The sequence below is a fragment of the Kitasatospora sp. NPDC023120 genome, from assembly GCF_055560835.1.
Window position 1 is genome coordinate 24,789 of sequence record NZ_JBVHHY010000040.1, and the last position, 18,786, is coordinate 43,574.

10 protein-coding genes and 1 pseudogene are annotated in these 18,786 nt (G+C 69.3%); 7 read left to right on the forward strand and 4 right to left on the reverse strand.

Annotated features, from left to right (window positions below):
• Positions 1 to 10 precede the first annotated feature (10 nt).
• Positions 11 to 6,271: a protein kinase domain-containing protein gene (locus tag ACZ3TI_RS36850; protein ID WP_465734264.1), complete on the reverse strand. Its 6,261-nt coding sequence runs from the start codon at positions 6,269 to 6,271 to the stop codon at positions 11 to 13.
• A 317-nt stretch (positions 6,272 to 6,588) separates the two neighbouring features.
• Between ACZ3TI_RS36850 and ACZ3TI_RS36855 the strand changes: the two genes are divergently transcribed.
• The 5 genes from ACZ3TI_RS36855 to ACZ3TI_RS36875 are packed head-to-tail and all read left to right on the forward strand — an operon-like array spanning position 6,589 to position 14,424.
• Complete coding sequence (locus ACZ3TI_RS36855; protein ID WP_465734229.1) at positions 6,589 to 8,328, forward strand: sigma-70 family RNA polymerase sigma factor; 1,740 nt, start codon at positions 6,589 to 6,591, stop codon at positions 8,326 to 8,328.
• Positions 8,329 to 8,375: 47 nt separating this feature from the next.
• Positions 8,376 to 11,492: a helicase-related protein gene (locus ACZ3TI_RS36860; protein WP_465734231.1), complete on the forward strand. Its 3,117-nt coding sequence runs from the start codon at positions 8,376 to 8,378 to the stop codon at positions 11,490 to 11,492.
• Entirely contained in the window at positions 11,489 to 13,048 is a 1,560-nt protein-coding gene (drmB, locus tag ACZ3TI_RS36865; protein ID WP_465734233.1) for a DrmB family protein, read from the forward strand. The genes ACZ3TI_RS36860 and drmB overlap by 4 nt, the downstream gene beginning before the upstream one ends.
• A gap of 39 nt (positions 13,049 to 13,087) precedes the next feature.
• Entirely contained in the window at positions 13,088 to 13,339 is a 252-nt protein-coding gene (locus tag ACZ3TI_RS36870; RefSeq protein ID WP_465734235.1) for a hypothetical protein, read from the forward strand.
• The gene (locus ACZ3TI_RS36875) at positions 13,336 to 14,424 is read left to right on the forward strand and encodes a DEAD/DEAH box helicase (RefSeq protein WP_465734239.1); all 1,089 of its coding nucleotides are present in this window, start codon (positions 13,336 to 13,338) and stop codon (positions 14,422 to 14,424) included. The genes ACZ3TI_RS36870 and ACZ3TI_RS36875 overlap by 4 nt, the downstream gene beginning before the upstream one ends.
• Positions 14,425 to 14,436: 12 nt before the next feature.
• Here ACZ3TI_RS36875 and ACZ3TI_RS36880 read toward each other — a convergent pair.
• Positions 14,437 to 14,601, reverse strand: a pseudogene (locus ACZ3TI_RS36880) (pirin family protein); the annotation flags it as partial.
• Positions 14,602 to 14,769: 168 nt separating this feature from the next.
• On the opposite strand from ACZ3TI_RS36880, the gene ACZ3TI_RS36885 reads away from it, so the two are divergent.
• A complete protein-coding gene (locus ACZ3TI_RS36885; protein WP_465734241.1) occupies positions 14,770 to 14,973 on the forward strand; it encodes a hypothetical protein in 204 nt (67 codons plus the stop codon).
• A gap of 228 nt (positions 14,974 to 15,201) precedes the next feature.
• On the opposite strand, the gene ACZ3TI_RS36890 is transcribed toward ACZ3TI_RS36885, so the two are convergent.
• A complete protein-coding gene (locus ACZ3TI_RS36890) occupies positions 15,202 to 15,837 on the reverse strand; it encodes a hypothetical protein (RefSeq protein ID WP_465734243.1) in 636 nt (211 codons plus the stop codon).
• A 6-nt stretch (positions 15,838 to 15,843) separates the two neighbouring features.
• Between ACZ3TI_RS36890 and ACZ3TI_RS36895 the strand changes: the two genes are divergently transcribed.
• Entirely contained in the window at positions 15,844 to 16,248 is a 405-nt protein-coding gene (locus ACZ3TI_RS36895) for a hypothetical protein (RefSeq protein ID WP_465734244.1), read from the forward strand.
• A gap of 983 nt (positions 16,249 to 17,231) precedes the next feature.
• Here ACZ3TI_RS36895 and ACZ3TI_RS36900 read toward each other — a convergent pair.
• On the reverse strand, positions 17,232 to 18,560 hold the full coding sequence (locus tag ACZ3TI_RS36900) for an aminotransferase-like domain-containing protein (protein ID WP_465734246.1): 1,329 nt from the start codon (positions 18,558 to 18,560) through the stop codon (positions 17,232 to 17,234).
• Positions 18,561 to 18,786 lie beyond the last annotated feature (226 nt).

Below are 18,786 nucleotides of genomic sequence, written 5' to 3' on the forward strand. Positions count from 1 at the left end.
GTTCCGTTGATCAGCGCGTCGGGTGGGCGGTGCCGAAGTACCGGGGGTGTCGAGCGGCGATGGCGTCCCAGTCGCCGTCGGCGGGGAAGCGGACCACGTCCCAAGTGGCGTCGTAGAGGCGTTCCTCGGCGTCTCCGTCGCGCAGGGCAGTGGTCTCTGTGTCGTGATCGTCGATGAAGACCGCGAGGTTGACACCGGGGATCCGGTAGACGAAGTCCGCCATCGCGTTGGCCTCGGTGATCAGGGTCTGGGTCTCGTCGGGAAGACGCAGGCCGCGATCCTTCAGCCACGTCACGAAGTCGCGCTCGAACGGGGTCAGTGCGGCGGCGGGCTCCGCGGGCTCTGCAGCCTCGTCCGGCCGACCCGCTGGCTCCGGGCTCTGCTCGGCGACCAGCCGCCGGAACTGCTCGCTGCGGGACTCACCGCGCTCGTCGCGCTTCGCGACGGCGGAGGCGAACCGCAGCAGCAGGGCAGCAACCGTACGGCGGTCGATCAGCGCGTGGTTGAGCTGGTTGCCGTAGGTCAGCAGGCACTCGTAGCAGCCGCGCGCACACTTGCGGTCGGGGTGGGGACCGCCCTGATCGACGCCGTCCTCGTCGAAGTGGCAGATCTCCAGCGCCTGGCGGGCAGCCCTGGCGAGCGCGTCCGGCTCCGACTGCAGGCGACGGAGCACGCCCGCCCCGCCCTCGGCGGCCTCGGTGAAGAGGAAGCGGTTGCGCGGGCCGTCGTTCGGCGGCAGGAGCTCACTGTTGAGCTCGGAGTCCTCCAGTTCGAAGGCGGCCTCGATGCCACGCTCCAGGGCGTACATCAGGGTGAGTGCGATCGGCTCGGGCAGCGGCTCGTCGAGGGTGAGGACGAGGATGTTGCGGCGGTCCTCGACGTACGGGATGACCCGCTTCTTGCGGCGCTTCTCGTTGCCGTCGGCGTCAACGACCGGCAGCTCGCTGGAGTCACCGGAAGCGTCGGCCGCGTCGCGGTCGTTCATCCAGCGGCCGTCCGCGACGTCGAGCCAGTAGCCCGCAGGGTCGTCCTTCTTGGCGCGCAGCCGGCCCACGTTGGTGATCCGGACGGTCGCGGAGTCGCCGTAGGCCACCGCCGCGAGCGGGCCGGTGCCGTCGGTGAGCCTGGCGTCCTGGCGGCCCTTGCGGGTGCCGTGGTCCTGGAAGGCGTAGGAGGTCTCCAGCTTGTAGCCGGCCCGGCGGCGCTCCTCCTCGTCCGAGGAGATGCGTTCGCGGCGCTGGGTGTAGACGGTGTGCAGCTGGAGCAGGCCGTAGGTGGCCGCGCCGAGCGGCTCGTCGCACATCTGGCAGCGGTCGGCGCGCTCACGCGGGTCGTGGTGGTAGCCGCAGTGGTCGCAGCGGCGGGCCTCGCTGGTGGTGATGTCCCCGGAGGCGTCCGGCGGGAGCTGGATGCGGGTGACCTGATAGCGGGCGCCCTCGTGGTAGATCAGCGCCCCGGGGCCGAACTCGCGGATGGCGAGGAAGCGGGGGCGCTGCAGGTAATCGCCTTCGCCCCGGCGGCGGCCGGTGGTGAGGATGTACGCGGCAAGCGGCAGGCGAGGGAAGGAGTACCCCGGCAGGAAGCCCTCGGACGCCAGGTACCGGTAGGGGTTGAAGTCGGAGAGGACCGACTTGCTTTCCGCGCTCTCGTTCTTCAGCAGGTTGAGCTGGGTCTCGGCCTCCCGCCGCCGGCCGACCGCGCGCCTGCGGTCGCCCTCGGTGAGGCTGTGGTCGAGGACCCGCTTGTTCTGGACATACTGGTCGTCCAGCGCGGCCCGGTAGAGCTCCCGCCAGCGGTCGAAGGCGTGGTCGAACCGATCGGGGACGGTGCGCACCCGGTCCTCGATCCACCGCTCGTCCCACCAGGTGGTCCGGGCGAACTCGGGCAGCAAGGGGCCGAGCACCTGGTAGGCGGCGGCGACGGTACGGGTCTGGGCGTCGGCGTCCCGCGAGGCGGCGTGGAGGTCGGGGTGCAGTTCGAGGGCCGGTTCGGGGCGGTCGCCGGTATCGGGGTGGGAGATGTCCAGGACCTCGGTGATGGCCCGGCCGAGCTTCAGGCCGGCCTCGGCCAGCCAGATGCCCTGGACGTGGGAGAGGACGAGGTCCTCGTTGGCGAGGTCCAGGCGCGGCGGCGCCACGGCGCCCGCCACCATGCGGTCGGAGTGGCGGAAGTAGTACTGGTCATGGCTGTTCCCGGTGGAACAGTAGGTGGTGACCAGGGCGGGCTGCCCACTGCGGCCCGCGCGCCCGGAGCGCTGCGCGTAGTTGGCGGGTGTCGGCGGGACATTGCGCATCATGACGGCGTTGAGCGAGGAGATGTCGACGCCCAGCTCCATCGTCGGCGAGCAGTAGAGAAGCTTCAACTCTGCCTTGCGGAAGGCCTCTTCTCGGTTCTCGCGCTCGGTCGGATCGACCTGGGCGGTGTGCTCGCGGGCGAAGAGCCCGGCCAGCTCGGTGGCCGCGTTGCGGTAGAGGTCGCGGAAGAAGATGTTGACCCGGGGGCCGTCACCGCTGGCGTAGGTGCGGGTGAGCGGGTCGTGGGCGCCCCGCTCGCCCTTGCCGGCGCGCCAGACCAGCGTCTGCGCGGCGACCCGGTAGCCGGTGACGGCCGGCCCGGCGGAGTGACGGAAACGGCCGGAGCGCTGAGGGGCCTGCGAGACCTCGCGGACCAGACCGGCCTTGGTCAGCACCTTCAGCAGCTGCTCGATGACGAGCTGGAGGTCGCCCTTGTCCAGCTCGCGGAAGGCCTTGTCCGTCCGGCGCAGGTACTTGCCGAACTTGCCCGCGGCGGACAGGAACAGGCCGGAGCGGTCCAGGCCGGGGCGGGAGGGCTGGGGGTAGGCGGTGCCGACCTTGGGGCTGTCGGACTTCGTCAGCACCCACGGGTCGATGAGGCGTTCCTCGCTGGCGCGCTGGAGGGAGTCGAAGTCGTCCCGGAAGTACTGCACGTCGATGGCGAGGGCGCGGCGCATCTCGTCGAGGAGCGCCTTGGTGATCTCAGCTCGCAGGGCCGGGTCGGCGTCGCGCAGCGCCTGGTGGGCGCCCTCCCACCGCTCCTGACGCTCGGCGACCCACTGGAGGTCCTGGTAGCCGATCTCCAGCAGGCCGGTCTGCTCCAGGTTGGGCATGGTGATGCGCCAGCCGCGTTCGAGATCCAGGTAGAGCCGGAAGGCGATCACGTCGCGCATGGTCTTCGCCGCGCTGCGGGCGAGGGCCGGCGGCAGGTCGGCCGCGTCGCCGGCGTAGTCGACCGGGTCCAGCGCGAGGGCGTTGGCGACCGCCGAGGCCAGGTCCTCGTGGTGGATGCCCTCTTCGCCGGCCTCGACGGCGGCCCGGTAGAGGGCACCGCGCACCTGGGTGATCTGCACGAAGTCGTTGAAGTGGCCGGCCTGCAGGGAGGCGTCCTGCCGGTTGTCGACGAAGGTGAGGAGCTTGCGCGCCTCCTTGTCCAGGGCCTCCTGCGGCACCGACTTCAACGAGCGGACCACGGAGGCGGAGATCAACGAGGTCGCCGAGGAGCGTCCCTCCTGACCGAGGGTGGCGAGCTTGGCGAAGTCCCGACCGCGGGTCTGCTCGTAGGAGACGCCGCAGTGCACGCAGAACAGGAACGGGGAGGGGATGAACGCGGCCTTCAGGTCGCCGTACCCCTCGGTGCCGTACGGGTCGATGGTGACAGCTCGCGGCACCCGGTCGCGGTGCGACTTGCGGACGACCTCCTGGCCCCGGTCGTCGATCTCCAGCCAGGATTCGGGGAGTCGGCGGTCCGCGATGGCGGCCTCGGTGTCGTGGGGCCAGGGCCGGTCGTGGTCGACGTAGAGGTAGCCGTCGCCGTGACGGCCGCCGGTCGCCGAGGTGTCGCGGCGCGCCTCGTACCGGACCTCGCCGTCCTTCTCGGTGCGCCACACCGTCAGGTACTCCTGGCCGCACTCGCGGCAGAAGGCGAGCGGCATCAGCAACTTTCCGCCGGAGTCCGGCTGTTCGAGCTGGTAGCCGCGGGTGAGGTGCCGGGTGAGCTTGCCCTCCAGGGTGGTGTAGACGGTGTCGCCCTTGGAGAGGAACTGGTGCAGGCGGAAGGCGAACAGCGGCCGCTCGGTGACGGGGTGGCGGGCCTGCGAGCCGGCCTCCAGGGTGGCCCGGATCGCGGCGGCGCACTGGTCGGCGGGCACACCGCTCTGCTCCGCCAGCTCCGCCGCGGCTTCCTCGATCTTCGCTGGCTTCTGGCGGACGAGTCGGCCGTCGGCCAGGTCGGTGGCGAGTCCGAAGCGGGTCTCGATCCAGCGTGCGAGCGGGTCGCGGACGAGATCGCCGTAGGCCCTCGGTGCGGCCGGAGCCCTGAGGCGCTCGGGAGAAACGGTCGCCGGTGCTTCCTCGGTGGCCCGTACCAGGGTCTCGCCGATGACGTGCCGGGGATCGACCTTGACGCCGAAGAGGGTCGAGGCGACGTTCGCGACGACCTTCCGCTGGTCCTCGGCCGTGCCCTCCGTCGACATCGTCGCGGAGGTACCGACACACTGGAGCCGGCCGGCCTGGCACGCCTCACGGACCCGCCGGATCAGCAGGGCGACGTCGGCGCCCTGGCGGCCGCGGTAGGTGTGAAGTTCGTCGAAGACCAGGAACTCCAGCCCGCGGGCCATCTTGACGAGGCTCTTGCGGTCGTCGGGCCGGGTGAGCATCAGCTCCAGCATCACGTAGTTGGTGAGCAGGATGTCCGGCGGGTTGTCGCGGATCTCCTTGCGGGCCGCGTCGTCCTCCTGGCCGGTGTAGCGGGCGAAGGTGACGGGCTCGCGGCCCTTGCCGAAGCCGTCGCGGAGGTACTTCTCCAGTTCCTTGAGCTGGCTGTTGGCCAGGGCGTTCATCGGGTAAACGATGATCGCGCGGACTCGTTTGACGGCCGCCGGGCCCTCGGCCTTGCGGTCCTTCAGGACCTTGTCGACGATCGGGACGATGTAGCCCAGCGACTTACCGGAACCGGTTCCGGTGGTCAGCACGTACGAGGCGCCCGACTGGGCGGCTTCGAGCGCCTCGCGCTGGTGCTGGTGCAGGGTCAGCGGACGGCCGTCGCAGACGGTACCGCCCTCCGTCTTCTTCGCCTGGAAGATGCGCGCGCACTCCTTGTGCAGCACGTCCTGGCCCGCGAGCTCCAGGACGGTGCCACCGCCGGCGAAGAACGGGTTCAGCGACAGCCAGGGGTCCGGCCACTGGGACTTGGCGTCCAGGTCGTCCTCGACGAACGCGGCGATCCGATCATCGCGAATGACCGTCCCGCCCTCGGTGAAGGCGCGATAATCATCGATCAGCTGGCGGTGGACACCGAAGACGTCCATACCCGTGGTGGTTGCGGAAGTTGCGGGTGCCTCGGCCGCGGAGACCACGGGCTGTGCGGTCACTGCGGGCTGGGTGGCATGCAGGACCGGAACGGGGTCGAACGCACTCCAGGCGGGGAGCAACGGGGCACCGCCGTTCCGGTCGACGAGCGGGAGGAGGGCGTCGCGGACGGCGACGGCGTCGGCAGGACGGTCAACGGGCTGCTTCGCGAGGAGACGATCGACCAGGCGGGCCAGCTCCGCGGGCACGTCCTGCCGGATCAGGCGCACCGGAGTCGGGCTGTCCTCGATGTGCTTGCGCATCAGCTCATATGCAGCCTCGCCGACGAACGGGGCGACACCGGTGAGCGCCTCGAAGAGCAGGCAGCCCAGGGCGTAGAGGTCGGCGGCCTGCGTCACCTGCTCGGCCTTGAACTGCTCGGGTGCCATGTACCGGGCCGTCCCGACTGCGACACCCGTGCTGGTGAGCTTGGCGTCCTCGGGGTCGTCGACGATCCGCCCCATGCCGAAGTCGAGGACCTTGACGACGCCGCCCCTGGTGAGCATCACGTTGGCAGGCTTGAGATCGCGGTGCACGATGCCGGCCGCGTGCGCGGCGGAGAGTCCGTCGGCGATCTGGGCACCGATCGCGGCGACCCAGGCGACGGGGAGCTGTCCCTCTTCCGCGATCAGGTCACGCAGGACCTCACCGTCGAGGTATTCCATCGCGAGGTACGGCAAACCGCCGTGGTCCTCGTCCACGCCGCCGCCAATGAGGCGGCTGAGGTGGAGGTGGTCCAGGCGGCGCATGATGCGCACCTCGCGGGCAAAGCGCTCGACCGCCTTGGCATCCCCGTAGGTATCGACAGCAGCACCGGAACGGCGGCGGAGGATCGTCTTGACGGCGACCACGCGATCCGGTCCGTCCGCCGGCGACATCAGGTCCTCGGCCTTGTGAACTTCCCCCATGTTGCCGGCGCCGATCGCCCCCAACACGCGGAACCGGCCGCCGATCAGCTCCAGGCCCACTGCCACTCCTCCACACCCCCGGATCAAGGACGCACCACGCCGTCTGCCGCTCCCCCACCCATGACCTGCCGCAGAGCGGCGAGCGGGGACGACAGGAAGAACCGTACACGATTCCGAGGGTCACGTACACCATGTTGATGATGCGTTGACGTCGCTAACAAACCATCGCTATCGTCGCCGTGTACATCGGGTGGCAGCCCGCAACGTACGCGCTTTCGAGGCCTCTGCGCCTCGCCTCCGCGTGAAGGGGTGGGAAGTTGGACCACCAGGTTCCGAGCCTGAAGGCCGCTCTCGGCAGGCTGTACGCCGAGCTTCAGACGAAGAGGGTGCGCGGGGTCGTGCCCTACCAGGTCTTCCGTACCGAGACGGAGGCGCTCGGGCTGAGCGAGGAAGCACGCGGTCGGCTGGCCGATGCCCTCACTACGATGAACCTCCGGATCGGCGAACCGTCCCGCCGGGAGGCCGAGCCCGCACCCGCGCAGCGGCCGGACGCCTCCCCCCGCGTGCGCACGGCGCGCCGGCTGCTGGACCGCTTCGCCGACGATGCGGGCGTGGTCGACGCTCAGGCGTTAGCCGGGGTCGCCCGCCTGGCCGGCCTTTCGGCAGCCGAAGCCGAAGAGCTCGGATCCGGTACGCGTGTCGCGTCACCACCTGGCGGCACGACGCCAGCGCCACCCCCGCGCAACGCTCTCCCAGGAGCCGGGCTGTCGATCCCGGCGCAGATGGCACCGGTCGCGCCGGGCCACCTGGAACAAGCCCTGGCCGCAGCCCGCAACGTGCTGACCGGTGATCGCTTCACCCTCCGCCCGGACAAGCGACTCCTCACCGCGGACGAGGAGGTGGGCCTGGCCGTACTACTGCGCGGCGGGGTGCGGCGGGTGGGCATCGAACCGACCGACGAGGAACTGGCCGGGCTCCCGGGGACGAACGAACGGCGACGGGCACGGGATTGCCTGGTCACGCACAATATGAGGCTCGCCCACTCCGTCGCACGGCAGTTCCTCAACCAGGGGCTGGAGTACGAGGACCTCGTACAGAACGGCATGCTCGGTCTGATACGAGCCGCCCGGAAGTTCGACCCCCACATGGGCTGCAAGTTCTCCACCTACGGCACCCAGTGGATCCGCCAAATGATCAGCCGGGCCATCGCCGACGAGGGCAGCGTCATCCGCATCCCTGTGCACATGCACGAGGTCGTCCAGAAGGTGGCCCGCGCCGAACGGACCCTGCTCTCCCGCGGCCTCCCGATCCGGGCCGCCGAGGTTGCGGTGGCCTGCGACCTCCCGGTGACGAAGGTTGACGAGGTGCGGCGGCTCAGCCGCCGCACCGACTCGCTGGACCGGATCATCGGCGACGGTGTCCATCTCGGCGACCTCGTCGAAGCCCGTAACGCAATCCCGGGCGTGGAGAGCACGGTCATCGGCACTCTGACCGAAGCGGAGCTGCACGCGGCCGTCGCCGCGCTTCCCGAGCGATTCGCCCACATCGTCACCCGGCGGTACGGGCTGGACGGACACGCCCCAGCGACCCTGGACGAGATCGGGAACGACCTCGATGTCACCCGGGAGCGGGTACGCCAGCTGGAGGTGAAGGTCAAGATCGTCTTGAAACTCGCCTTCGTGGACCCCGCCGGCGCTCCGTACATCACACTGCGCCGGATGCTCACCGACACGCGTCTCGACGCCGGGTCCTCCAACGCTGTACACGCGATCTCGAAGGACCTCGCCAGCCGGGACTGGTCCGCGGGCGTAAGTGCTCTGCGGAGCTTCCGCTCGCGTGAACGGTGTTGCCTTCCCGGGCTGGGCCACAAGGAACAGGAGTTTCCCCTGGGTAAGTGGCTCGACGAACAGCGCGAGATCGCCGGCGTCAACGGGACCGGGCTTCCCACCCATCGCCGGATCGTCCTGGAATCTCTGGGCGTGACTTGGCATCGACCGTCACTACCCGCCCGGAAGCGGCTGGTGCCCCGCCCTACCCGGCCAGCCGCGACATCGTGACCCGCCCGCATCGCGGGCAGTACAGCCGACCCCGAGAACGGACGACAGTGGAACCCAGAGACGAACTCGTCGACTACCTCCGGCGCCAGCTCATCGGCCCCGCCCACGGGCCGGAGGAGATCATCGACACGCCGCCCGACCGTCAGTACCTGATGGGGACGCTCTACGCCCAGGATGCCGACCTCCAGCAGCGGCTGACCGTCTCGGCCGAGGAACTGGACGGCCCCGGAACCGAGTCGGTCGCGAACGACACGAACCCCTCCTCCGATCCCGTCCCCGAATCCAACTCGTGGCTGCCGTCCTCCCTCGGGTTCAGCTTCTACAGCGACGCCGCGACCGTCGAGGTGCACTGTTCCGGGGCCAGGTACGCCACGCTGCAGGGAGAACACGGCCGGCAGTGGAAGCGGATGCCGCTGGAGGACGAATCACACGTTATCGGACCGGACCGGGAGCAGGTCACCGTTCTCGACGGCCGGGCCGAGATCCGTGTCCGGCGACGTGGTTTCGGTCCCGGACACCTGATCACCATCGCCCTGGTCAACACGGCGCGCACCGAGCAGGCCCTCGGCCGCACGGCGCAGTGGGACCGCATGCTGTTCCAGGTGGGGCTCGCCGCGCGACCGGTGGACGGCTCGGTCCTCCAGTACCCGAGCGTGCGGCTGGCCAGCCGGGACCCAGAGGAACAGGAGCTACGGCTCCAGTACCGGCACGTCCGCACCCACGCCGTCGGCCACGGCTGCGCCGTCGAGGAGGAGTCGGACGGGAGCGGACGGATCACGGTGCTGCGGGCAGCCGTCATGCCGGAGGCCGAGGTGCCGGCCACGCGCGCGGCCGGACCGACCGAAGCACCGGTGCTGAGCCTCCTGCACCTCGCGGATCCCGACCTTCCCCTGACCGAACTCCGCTCCGGGGTGGACCAGTTCACCGCCGACTACCGCTCGTGGTACGAGGGGCAATGCCGGACCGACATCCCCGCCTGGGGCCGCGCAGCCGCCGACCGCATCCTGGAACGCATCGGCTCGGCCATCCGCCGCATGGAGGCCGGCGTCCGAACGCTCTGCGATCCGTCCCGCCCCGAGCTGCTCCAGGCGTTCCGCACCGCCAACCGCGCCATGGCCCTCCAAATGCGCCACATCCGCGCCGACCAGGCCGGGGAGCGCCGCGGCCGGCACGATCCCGTGCTGATCGACCCCGAACCGGACGCCGAATCGCGCTGGCGCCCCTTCCAGCTCGCCTTCTTCCTGCTCGCGCTCGACGGAACGGTCGATCCCGGCCATCCCGACCGCGCAGTGACCGACCTGATCTGGTTCCCCACGGGTGGGGGCAAGACGGAGGCGTACCTCCTCCTCGCCTCCTTCGCCATGCTGCTGCGCCGCGGCACATCGGATGGTGGCGGAACCGCCGTCCTGAGCCGCTACACCCTCAGCCTCCTCACCACGCAGCAGTTCCAGCGCGCCGCCACCACGCTGTGCGCTCTGGAAACCCTGCGCCGCGCGGACCCGGGCATGCTCGGCGGCGAGCCGTTCTCGATCGGGCTCTGGGTGGGCGAGGCGACGTCGCCCAACTCCTACCAGGCGGCGCGTGACCTCTTCGACGAGGTCCGCGCTGCTGCCCGCCCGGAGGACGTGTTCATCCTGGACCGGTGCCCGTGGTGCGGCACTCGCATCCTCCCTGCCCACAAGTCACCCAACATCCACGACTACGGGGTCCAGGCCGCAGCGGACTCCTTCGCCTTCTTCTGCCCCCGCGAGGAATGCGCCTTCCACGACGAACTGCCGGTCGCCGTGGTGGACCAGCAGCTGTACGATCGCCCGCCGACCTTCGTTCTCGGTACCGTCGACAAGTTCGCCCGGCTCGCCTGGGAACCCCGCGCCGGCCGGCTCTTCGGGGCCGGCACCGGCAACCTCCCGCCATCGCTCGTCATCCAGGATGAGTTGCACCTGCTCACCGGGCCGCTCGGCACCACGGTCGGCCTCTACGAGGCGGCAGTTCTCGGCCTGTGTACCGCCGCCGACGGGACGGGCCCCAAGGTGGTGGCCTCCACCGCCACCATCCGCCGCTCCGGCCCACAGGTCCGCGCCCTGTACGGGGGCGACGTGCAGCTCTTCCCGCCGGCCGGCCTGGACGCCCGACACTCGTACTTCGCCGAGCCCGACACGTCACGACCCGGCCGTCGCTACGTCGGCGTGATGGCCCAGGGCCACACCGCCGGTCGTGCGGCCGTGGCCACCGCCGCCGCCATACTCCAGGGCGCCTGGGAACTTCCGGAGGAACACCGGGACGACTACTGGACCCTCGTCGCCTACCACCACAGCCTGCGCGAACTGGGCCGGACGGTCACCGCGGCGGCGGACGACATCCCGGCTCAACTCGCCGGGCTCGACGAAGGCTGCGGCATCCGCGAGTTGACCGACCGCCAGGTGCAGGAGCTGACCAGCAACTTGCCACGGGCCGAGCAGCCCGTCCTGCTCGACCGGCTGGAGCGGCCGTGGGACGACCCGCAGGCAGTGTCCTTCCTGCCGTGTACGAACATGCTGTCGGTGGGTGTGGACGTGAAGCGGCTCGCACTGATGCTCATGCAGGGGCAGCCCAAGACGACCGCCGAGTACATCCAGGCCACCAGCCGGGTGGGCCGCCACACCGTGCCTGGCCTCGTCGTCGCGTTCTTCAACGCGACACGGCCCCGCGACCGCTCGCACTACGAGACCTTCGGCACCTACCACCGCTCGCTGTACCGGCACGTCGAACCGACCAGCGTGACCCCGTGGTCAGTGCCCTCGCGGCGCCGTGCACTGCACGCCGCGCTGGTCATCCTGGTACGCCACCGACTCGGTCTGTCCGAGGAGAACCGGGCCGGCCACCTCTCCGACGTGCTGCCGGCCGCCGAGGCACTCACCGAGGAGTTGCTGACGCGGGCCGCCGCCAGCGATCCGCATGCCGCCGACGGCATCCGAGCTGAACTCGCCCAGTTGCTCACCGACTGGGAGAACGCCGCTCTTGAGGCCCGCGCGGCCGGCAAGGAACTCCACTACCGCAGCCAGGGCAAGGGCCAGTTGAACCTGTTGAAGGGCTTCGAGCAGTACGGCGGTCTCTGGGAGACCCCGAACTCGATGCGCAACGTCGACCGTGAGTGCCAGGTGACAGTGAAGGGAAGCGACCAGTGAGCAGGCGACTGAGGGTCCGTCAGGCACAGACCGTGCTTCCGTTCGGGGTCGGCGCCGTCCTGGACATCCAGGGCGAGTCGTTCGTCGCCACTGGCATCGGGGACTGGCCTCGGCATCGGCAACCCGTCGAGTCTCCGCGGCTCGCCGCCAAGCTCGGCGTGACCGGCTTCTTCGCCGCCCCGGCCGCGGCGGACGTCCGGTACGACCGCCAGGATGCGGCCGGAGCGCCCTACATTCGCTTCCCGGCCTGGCTGTTCTGCGGCTCGTGCCGACGCATGGTGCGCTGGCGCATCGCCGACGAGAAGCACGGCGTCCCGCCGCGCTGCCCCTCGTGCTCACCGGTGCGGCAACTCACTCCGATGCGCTTCGTCCAGATCTGCGCCGCCGGCCACCTGGGTGACGTCGACTGGTGGTTTTGGGCACACTCGCGACAGGACGCCGCCGGGCGCCGGGCCTGCACGTCCCGCGAGCAGCTGCGGTTCCGGGTCTCCGAACGGGCGGCCGGCCTGGAGGCCCTCTCGGTCGAGTGCGGCGTGAAGGGCTGCAGCGCTTCCCGCGACCTCCTGGACGTCCTCGGCACCCACGGCATGCGCTGCTCGGGACGCAACCCGTGGCAACGGGCCGGCGAGGCCGCAACCTGCGTGAAGCCCGTACAGGTCGTGCAGCGCACGGCAGGCAACCTCTACTACCCCGTCACGCACTCGGCCCTCGACATCCCGGAGGGCGACACGTCGGCCGTGACCGACCAGGATCTCGCCGCCAAGGTCCTGGCGAATGACCTGTGGATCCCGATGTGCCGGGCGAGCGAAGGATCGAAGGCCGATGTGTTCCGCGAGATGATCAAGGAGGACACCGGCGCCGACGACGCACTCCTGGACGTCCTCCTGGCGGAGGAGACGGGCGCCGCCGCGCCGCCCTCCGGTGACAGCCGCAGGGCCTCGGCGCACCCGGACCTCAGTCGCGAGGAGTGGGCCGCGTTCACCGCGCCGGCCCGCCCCGTCACCCGCGACTTCGCTATCCGCGACACCACACTCGGCCTCGCCCACGAGACCGACGAGCCCTGGGCCGAACTCCACCGCCGGATCGGTCGGGTCGTCCTCGCGGACCGGTTGCGCGAGGTCCGCGCGCTCTCCGGTTTCAGCAGGGTGTCACCGGACGCGGCCTTCGTACCCGCCGACACCGCGAGGCGGCTCAAGTGGCTATCCGCCGTCGAGGTCTTCGGCGAGGGCGTCTTCCTCACCCTCGACAAGGCCTGCCTCACCGACTGGGAGCAGCACGAGGAGGTCCGCCGACGAGTCGCCGGGATGCAGGCCGACCTCGACCGGTCCTTCTGCAAGGACCAGCTGGCCGGCCTGACCGGAACGGAGCTGTCGCCCCGCTTCGTCCTCCTGCACACGCTCGCCCACCTGCTCATTCGCCAGCTCGCCTTCGAATCCGGCTACACAACGGCGAGCTTGCGCGAACGGGTGTACGCCCGTCCCGAGCACGACCAGCACGGGATCCTCGTCTACACCGGCGCCGGCGACGCCGAAGGCACCCTCGGCGGACTCGTTTAGCAGGGCGAGACGCCTCACCTCGCCGAGACCCTCCTGCGGATGATCGAGGCCGCCGCCTGGTGCTCCGCGGACCCGCTCTGCGCCGAACACACCGGACAGGGCTTCGGCAACCTCAACCGCGCCGCCTGCCATGCCTGCTGCCTTCTTCCGGAGACCAGCTGCGAGAGCGGCAACACCCTCCTGGACCGGGTCCTCCTCGTCGGGGGCGAACAGGTCCCTGGCTACTTCGAATCCGTCGTCTCCGCCGCTCGCACCACCGCGGCCGCCGCACTGGAGCAGGCCCTGTTGTGACGATCACCTATCTCGACCTCAGTCCCGCCCAGCGCGCCTCACTGGACAGCCTGCCGTTCGACGGCAACCACCTGGTCAGTGGCCCACCCGGAAGTGGAAAGAGCCTGATGGCTGCCCAGCGCGCCCTGATGCTCGCACTCACGGGCACACCGACCGTCCTCCTCACTCGCTCCAACCTGCTGCGCCAGACCCTCGCGCCGATCGTCTCCGCCCTCGGCACCCAGGACCACGGGGTGCTGGTCTCGACCGCCCACTCCTGGCTGGCCCGATGGTTCGGCGGTGACGCGCCACGGGCTGACGACGGGTGGTTCGACTGGGCCGCCTTCTACGAGCGGGCCGCCGTCGCCGACTCGGGCCCGGCCCCCGCCCTCGTGGTCGACGAGGCGCAGGACCTACCAGTCGGGTTCTACCGGCTGTGCCGCATTCTCGGCAGCCGTACGACTGTGTACGCCGACGAGTGCCAGCGCCTTACCGAAACCAGTTCCACATTGGCCGAGATCTCGAACGCCCTCGGGAAGTGCACCAGCCACACCATCGAAGGAAATCACCGAAACACACGTCAGATAGCTTTGCTGGCAGCCGAATTTTACATCGGCACCTCACCCCTGCCACTACCCGGCCCCGGAGGCCCGGCGGCCCGTCTGCACCGGCTCGGCCGCGCCAGCGCCCTGACGGATCTACTCATCACCCTCGCTGAACGCCACTCCCGCCATCGCATCGGCGTTGTCCTGAGCTCCACCCACGCGCAGTTCGACGTACTAACCCGCCTGGAACGCAGAGCTCCCCGCGTGCGACCTCAGCTCTACACGTCCCAAGCCACACACGGCCGATACCGGACAGTCGACCTCGACCGCCCTGGCATCGCCATCCTCAACCGAGCCAGCGCCAAAGGCCTCGACTTCGACACCGTGGTCATCCCCGACACCCACGTCGACGGCGCCGCCGACCCGACCTCAGCAACGCTCCGCATGACCTACTACGTCCTGGCTACTCGCGCACGGCAGGAGCTGCATTTCGGCTACGAAGGAGAGACCGAGCCCCCTCTCCTGGCATCCCTGCCTGAAGACCTGCTGAGACGTCGCTGATCTCTGACTGCCTCAGCGCTCCCGCCCGCGCGGCTTCAGCGGCATCGCGGGGAGCTCCGGGGCGGGCAGGCGGTAACCGGCGTAGCCGTGGACCTCGCCGAAGCGGGTGCCCGTCGTCCAGTCTGTGCGGGCCTGGGCGATGTCCTCCGTCGAGCGGCCGATGAAGTTCCACCACATACCACGCGCTCCACGGTTCTTCCCAGGTCAAGGGCTTGGTCGACCATCCGGGGCCAGCAAAGGTCAGCAAGGCGCCCGGGAGTCGACAACCATGGCCACCATCACCCTCGTCTGCGGCATGGGCAGCTTCTTCAAGGAGTGCGAGCACCCCGAGAACCAGTGGCCGAGGTGCCCGCACGAGTACAAGATCCGCTACCGCACCACGGCCGGGAAGCAGACCGAGGAGTCCGGGCCACCCCGGACAAGGCGAAGGCCCGCCTCATCGAGGTGTACCAGGCCCGGAAGAACGCCCCGCAGAGCCAGCGCAAGGCGGAGCCGCGGCTGGCGCTGGTGCACACGCCCCGTATTCCGCACTCGCCGATCCACACGTAGGGGTCCCGCAGCGGCGGGGGCTTACGGCCCCTCGGGTGATCTCCTCGGGGGGTTCGGACCAGCAACGTAGTAGCTGCTCTGGGCCTCGCCCTTCGCGGCGAGCCGGCCGACGCGGACGAGCCCCACCAAGAAAGATCTCGGTGGGGCCCGAAGTCAAGCCGAGCGGACCGACGCGTGCCCCCCCCGGTACCGTCAGTGCTATCCCTCGCACCGCCGCTACAGGAAGGATCACTCGGCGACGGCCAGGTCCGCGACCAGCTGCACGCGTTCGTCAAGCTCCTGGGCGAACTCCCGCCACGTCTCGGCGTACTGACGCGCGAGGTTCGCCACCAGTACCCCGCAGTGCGGCGGCACCACGGCCGTCAACTCGGTCCACTCGTGCGTCCCGATTGCGTTCTGCCGCAGCAGTCGCAGCAGCAACCGGCCCTCCTCCTTGTGGCGCAAGGAGGGATCCCGCAGTAGCTTCTCCAGCACGGTGGCCGGATCGCGCTGCACCAACCGCATCCGCCGTTCGGTGCGCTGCCGGGGGACTCCGGCCACGGTGGCGGACTCGCGGGGCGCGCCGCCCGCCGCGGACCGGGCACCCACCGGGTCCTCGCCGGATTCCAGACGTCGGCGAACGTCGCTGACCGTCGCCGGAGATATCCCCGCGAGCCGCGCCACCTCGCGCAGCGAGGCCTGCGGACGCTCAGCGATCAATTCGGCGGCCCGCTGCCGGCCGGCCACGCTGCTCAGCGGGCGGACCTTGCCGTCCCGTCCGACTCGGGCTCCCAACTCCGGTACAGCCTCGCTCGAGCACCGCCGGATCGCCGCCACGGCCTTGGCACCCAGGCCCGCCGCCCGCGCGATCGCCCTGTCGGACATGTGCGGATGGGACACCACGATCCGCGCAGCCGCGGCACGGCGATCAGCGTGCGACAGTGGCAAGCCGTGGGTGACGTTCGCTTCAACGGCCCACAGGAATGCATCGTCGGTGCTACCGTCGAAGAACTCGACATCTATTGTCTCCTGCCCTTTCAGGAGAGCAGCCATCAGACGATGCATTCCGTCGATCACCCGCATGCTGCGCCGATCGACGAGAATGGGTGGAAGTGGTGCGTCGAGCTCGGCCAGTCGGGCGACATGATCCCCGTCCGCCCCCCTCAGGCGAGGGGATTCACCGGGCAACAGGGAACCAATCGAAACCGCCACAACCGTCCGCTGCCGGAGTTCGATAGGAACAGCCCCGGCGGCCGGCTCGACGGCCACCTCTTTGCCAGTCGTCAAATTTCTTGATTCAAAAGAGCCAACGGTTGAACGAGTCAATGCATTTCCCCCATGATGAAGAACAGCTTAAACTTGCTGCACGCATCACCCACAGTTACGCAGGAGCACCTGTACGCAAAGCGCATGACCTTCGCATCAAGATCCCCTCGACCCCGACTCCTCCACTACAGCCCACACCGTCATACCCCATGGCAGAATCGCCCGAATTCATACCGATGCGACGCATGGGTAACACCTCATCACATTCGGAAGAGCACCGAGGCGAGGCCGCGAGGCGAACTCACTCCACCATCGCGCGACACCTCTCCCCATGCAACCATCACGCGGGCATGACTCATCCCTCACATCTGTATAGAGAGTTCTCAACCCGCCAAAGCTGGATAGTACTCAACAACCGCGGGGCTTTGGTACGCAAGAGGCAGTTGAGCGCTGTACAACTTCACGCCGAGCCGCGCACCCGCCCCCCACCTGCACAGATCGGGGGCGGGCAAGCGGCTTCCCCGAGCGTCGGCGCGGCGTTCAACTGTCGACCGCCGCAGTTGAACGGGCCGCGGCCGGCAAGGCCGAAGACGCCCCGGGGACCATCGCAATGCCGACCATGGTAAAGCCGCACTCATTACCGGTCATTTCTTTGGAAAAGAGTCCGAATTGCTTTAGGGCCAGCATGGTTTCCGGTCCCGGGTGAGGTTCGACGTGCGCGAGGTATGGATTCATCGCCCCAGGCCATGGTGGCGACGATATCGAAACCACGGGTGAAGTGGAGCACGACCGCACTGAGATTCAATTCGTGATGCCGCCCGAACGGTGAAGCCCCAGCAGTCGCGTGCTGTGAGGTATGCGCAGAGCGACGGTTGACCGGCGCCGACAAAGCTCCCCAGCCATCGAAGCACGACCGGTTGTGACCCACCTGCGGAGAGCTCGCCACCACCGGCCTGCCCCTGGGCGGCCGGCGACCCGTAGAGACCGACATCACGAATCGGAGTTCGTAGCGGTCACGCCTCGGCTGCCGCCCGGATGAACCGCGCCAGCCGGCCGATGCCGTCCGCAATCTCTTGCTGCTTCAGGCAGCTGACGGAAAGCCGTATGCCGTGCTCTCCGCCGCCCTGGGGATAGAAGTAGGACATCGGGGTCCAGATGACTCCGAACTCCTGCGCCGAGCGCGTCAGCGCGACATTGTCCACGCGGAACGGAACAGTCACGGCCAAGAAGAAGCCCCCGCTGGGCTTGTTCCAGTGAACCCCGAGTTCCGCTCGGGTCTCCTGTGGAAAGCACTCTTCGAGCCCACGCAGGGTGGCCTGCATTGCCTCCCTGTAGTACTCCGAGGTCTTGGCGTTCAGCTCCGAGGCCCGTCCGCCGCCGCCGAGCAGCATGCCGGCCACCGCAGCCTGGCTCAGCGGGGAGGTATTCACCGTCACCATGCTCTTGATCTTGGTGAGTTCATCGGCCAGCAGGCCGCGGTTGCCGGCTCTGTCGACGACCAGCTGGTCCGCCACCGCGAAGCCCACCCGCGAACCGGGGAAGAGGGTCTTGGAGAACGACCCGAGATGGACCACCCGGCGCCCGCTGTCGAGGGACTTGAGGGTCGGCAGCTGCTGCCCAGGACTGACGATCCGGTAGGGACTGTCCTCCAGGATGAGGATCTCCTGACGGGCCGCCAACTCGAGCAGCTCGTGTCGAGCCTCCAGCGGCATCGTGGCCCCAGAGGGGTTCGAGTGGTCGGGGACGACATAGAAAGCACGGGGTCGGCGCCCGCGCGCCCGTTCGGCCAGGATCGCCGCTTCCAGGTCGGCGCAGCTGAAGCCGGACACCTCCTCCTCGACGGCGATCAGCTCGACGCCCAGCACCCGGGCCGCACCGGTGATCCCCACGTAGCAGGGACTGGAGGCCATGAGCACGTCCTCGGGGCCGGAGACGAGTGCACGCACCGCGAGGAACATCGCCTCCTGGCAGCCCACGGTGATCACGATGGACTCGGCCGGTACGTCAGTGTTCTCGTCCAGGCGAAGCCATTCGGCCACCAGCTCGCGGATCCGGCCGCTTGCCGGGCCGTACTGGAAGAGCGCGTCACGGACCTGGGCCGGCGAGTGCCCAGTCTCCTCCAGGTAATCGAGGTAGCGCCGGATGTGCGCGAAGATGTCCTCGGTCTCGAAGAAGCCGTCGTACGGGCGGCCCGGGGCGAAGGAGATCGCATCCGGATAGCGCTGCGTCACCTCGTTGAGGAAGTTCATCGTGTCAAGAACAGGGTCGGAGAGGCTGAAGTGCAGCTCCTCCTTCTGCAGGCTGTTTTCTTCCGGCACCGGCCGGGGCTCGCTGCGCATCATCACAACCGCCAGTTCGTCGGGGGGACACCCAATCACCCACGCGTAGGGCCGCAGGCATCCCGCGCCGCCGGTCCGGCGCGATGGTCTTCGAGCGTCGACTCAAAGCGATCCTGACTGAGCCCACTCCGTCGGAGCACTATGACGCGGCATCGCATCGTGGATCAATGCTCGGGTGTCATCGACCTGTCCGCTCGACCTGCGTCCAACCGGCGCGATGCCGCAGTTG

What these genes read in the sequence shown, in the direction of transcription:
- ACZ3TI_RS36895 (WP_465734244.1), top strand. Translation starts at nt 15,844, where the DNA reads ATGGGACACCACGATCCGCGCAGCCGCGGCACGGCGATCAGCGTGCGA.
- ACZ3TI_RS36850 (WP_465734264.1), bottom strand. Translation starts at nt 6,271, where the DNA reads ATGGGGGAAGTTCACAAGGCCGAGGACCTGATGTCGCCGGCGGACGGA.
- ACZ3TI_RS36870 (WP_465734235.1), top strand. Translation starts at nt 13,088, where the DNA reads ATGATCGAGGCCGCCGCCTGGTGCTCCGCGGACCCGCTCTGCGCCGAA.
- ACZ3TI_RS36900 (WP_465734246.1), bottom strand. Translation starts at nt 18,560, where the DNA reads ATGATGCGCAGCGAGCCCCGGCCGGTGCCGGAAGAAAACAGCCTGCAG.
- ACZ3TI_RS36890 (WP_465734243.1), bottom strand. Translation starts at nt 15,837, where the DNA reads ATGTCCGACAGGGCGATCGCGCGGGCGGCGGGCCTGGGTGCCAAGGCC.